We start from the raw sequence: 3,023 nt of genomic DNA on the forward strand, positions 1-3,023 counted from the left end.
TGCCGGGCGTGCGCAGGGCGGTGACGGAGAACGACATCACGATCCGGTGGTCGCCGTGGGAGTCGAGCGCGGTGCCGCGCGGGACGCCCGGCCGGGCCTCGATCCGGTCGGCATGTCGACGGTCAGGCCCGACAGCCTGCCGTCCCGGGAGCTCCGGACGGTGACCCGGTCCGTGCCGACCTGCACCCGCGCGTTGCGCTGGCCGCCTGGGCCGGGAGCTGGACGACGGCCGTCACGGTGCCCGCCGCGCGATTGGGTCCGGAGTTGCCGAAGAAGACGCGGTAGGTGATGGTCCCAGGCGCGCCCGACGCGGTGACCGTGGCGTAGAGATCGGCAGGACCGGAGGCGTGGGCGGGCTGCGCGAGAGTGAGCAGCCCGGTGGCGAGCAGGACCGCGAGCGGTCCTGCCGCGCGAGCGCGAAGCGGGCGCATGGGGCTTCCTTCCGCTCGGCGCACTGATGGCGGCCAGTGGCCCGTCGGCGTATCACCATCGCCGCGCCGAGGCGCCACAGGGTGGTGATGAAGCCCGCATTCCGGCCTTGGCGTGAACGGGACGCCCCGTCATCGTGATCCCGTTCCGTCGGTGCGTCAGACGACCTGCCAGGGATGCCCGGTGGGTCATCGGGCCAGACTCCCCGCAGCTGGGCCAACCGATCAGGTGTGGCAACGGCCGCCAGAAGCCGCCCGGTGCCACAGGAGCCCCCACCTTGTCCAGCCTGAGGTGTGAGGAGCTACGACCGGGCCTCCGGTGGTCCCACGACATGACCTTGCCGTTCGGCGTGGGGCCCACGTCCCTGCCGCACTCGCGTGCGAGCCGGAGACGCGGGCCCGACAGACGGCCGAACGAGGCTGAGCGCCTACTCCGGATCCTCACGCAGGTTGCTGGAGGCGGGGGGCTTCTGCTTGTCCGACTTCGGGGGCCACGCGTACGGGGGGAGCCTCCGGTGCAGGGGCCGTCCGGTCCCGCCGTCCTTCTCCTCGAACGAGGCGGCTCGGATGGTACCGAAGGACACCTCGCTGTCCCGCATGACGTCCACTCCTTCCACCCGGAAGGCGATCCATCCCGCGCCGGGCTGGGGCCCCGAGACCCACGGGGTGACCACACTGCGGACGTTGGTCTCGCCCGCCACGATGGTGCCGCGGTGGCCGTCGGGGTCGGTGACCCTGACGCCCGTGTCGGTGAAGGCGAGGCGGCTCCTCGTACCGTTCGGCCCCTCGACCCACTGGGCGGTCACGCCCGTCACGTCGGCCGTGTCGGCGGCGACGGTGCCCCAGTCCTGACCACCGTTGCTTCGGACGTTGATGCCGGACGGGGGGAACTCGATCCGGCCGTCCGTGGCGTCCCGGCCCTGGACCCACTCGGTGTTGACCCCGTTCAGGTCCGCCGTGTCGGCGGCGACGGTGCCCGGTTCCTGGCCGCCGTCCCTGCGGACGCTGATGCCCGCCGACGGGAACTCGATCCAGCCCTTGCCCGTATTGCGGTCGCCGACCCATGCGGTGTTGACGCCCTCGGCGTCGATGCGCGCGGCGACGACGGTGCCGAGTTCCGGGCCGGGGCCGTGATGGACGGTGATGCCGGTGTCGGGGAGTTCGATCCAGCCGGCGTTCGCGCCCTTCCCCCTGACCCTTTCGGTCCTCACCTCGTGGACGTCGGCGGTCCCGGCCAGGACCGTCCCCAGGGCGCCGTTGTCGTTGTCGACCCTCACGCCGCCCGTGGTGAAGGTGACCCGGCCCTGCTCCTCCGTTCCTTCGACCCACAGGGCACGCACCCCGCTCTCGAACTCGGGGATGCCCGCATGAACGGTGGTGGTGAGGAAGTACCCCTCCTGAAACTCTCCGCTGCTGTCGGTCGTCCCGGCCACGAGGGTGTAGGTGGTGCCCCGCTTCAGGGCGAGGGCGGGAGCGTGCCGGTGCGGCCCGAACCGTACGGGAGCGGGACGCGCCGGCGGGTCGGCGGGCTCCAACGTCCCATCCGGATAGCGGATCCAGTACTTGAGGCTGTCCGGACCGTCCCAGTGCAGGACGACGTCATCGCCGGCGTCCACCAAGGCGACCTCCGCGCGGAGGTTCTGCGGAACCAGCGGCGTCTGCTTCACCAAGGCGAGGTTGGTGACGAAGGGATAGCGATTGATGGACGTGCCGCCGTTGGCCGCCTTCTCGTTCACCCCGATGACAACCAGCCCTGCCTGGTCGGAAACCGGGATGTTCTCCAGTTTCAGGACGAAGGACTCCTGTCCGGGCAGCTTCACCCGCTTCCCCGAGGTGAAGCCGAATCGGAAGCGGCCCCCACTGTGCCAAACGAAGCTCGGTTCCGTACCCGACGGCTTTTCGTAGGTCCCGGTGACACTCGTCTTGATCGCCGACACATGGTCCGTCAGGTCACCGCTCCCGGTGCCGACCGGAATCAGCACATCGATGTGCTCGATCTTCACCTCGGTCAGGCTCGTGTTGGAGACGACCATGTAGACCGCCCCCACGGAGGGCGCACCGGGACGCGAGACTTGAAGCGGTGTCGGATCCGTGACGATCTCATAGTGCAGCACAGAGGGCACGGGTAAGGACTCCCTACCTTGGCTTTCACGGGGTGCGGACAGTGGACGCGTGTTCAATTCGGGCTGTTGCCCGGTGCCGCTGAGATCCTTCGAGGTCACACGTCCCGCTGGGGGATGCCAGCGGCCCCACCGACAGTAGGCAACCCCCGTTGTCCGAACCCTGCTGTCCTCGGGCTCTGTCCCGAATTGGCCCCTGCCTGACCAGAACCACAGCGCCGTCGAGCCTTGCGAGGGAAGGCGATCCATGAACCGCCCCTTCACCTGCAAGCCGGTCCGCACACCACCTTCCGCCCCGTTTCGCACACGGACGCCGGCCCCGTCCGCCCCCGGCCCTGCCTGCCCGGGACCCTGCCCACCTGGGCGGACGTGGCGGCCCCGGTCGCGGCGCCGGGGCGTGCGGCCGGGGCGCGCGAGCCGTGCGGGGGCACCCGGCCGGGTGCCCCCGCGCCGTCGCGTCTTTGCGCCGCGGTCA

General features: G+C 70.7%; 1 protein-coding gene. It reads right to left on the minus strand.

Translation table 11 applies throughout. The features are described from left to right. Positions 1–856: 856 nt before the first annotated feature. A complete protein-coding gene (locus ABZW10_RS38625; protein ID WP_355376381.1) occupies positions 857–2,797 on the minus strand; it encodes a hypothetical protein in 1,941 nt (646 codons plus the stop codon). Positions 2,798–3,023 lie beyond the last annotated feature (226 nt).

Source organism: Kitasatospora sp. NPDC004723 (genome assembly GCF_040609255.1).
Lineage (GTDB): Bacteria > Actinomycetota > Actinomycetes > Streptomycetales > Streptomycetaceae > Kitasatospora.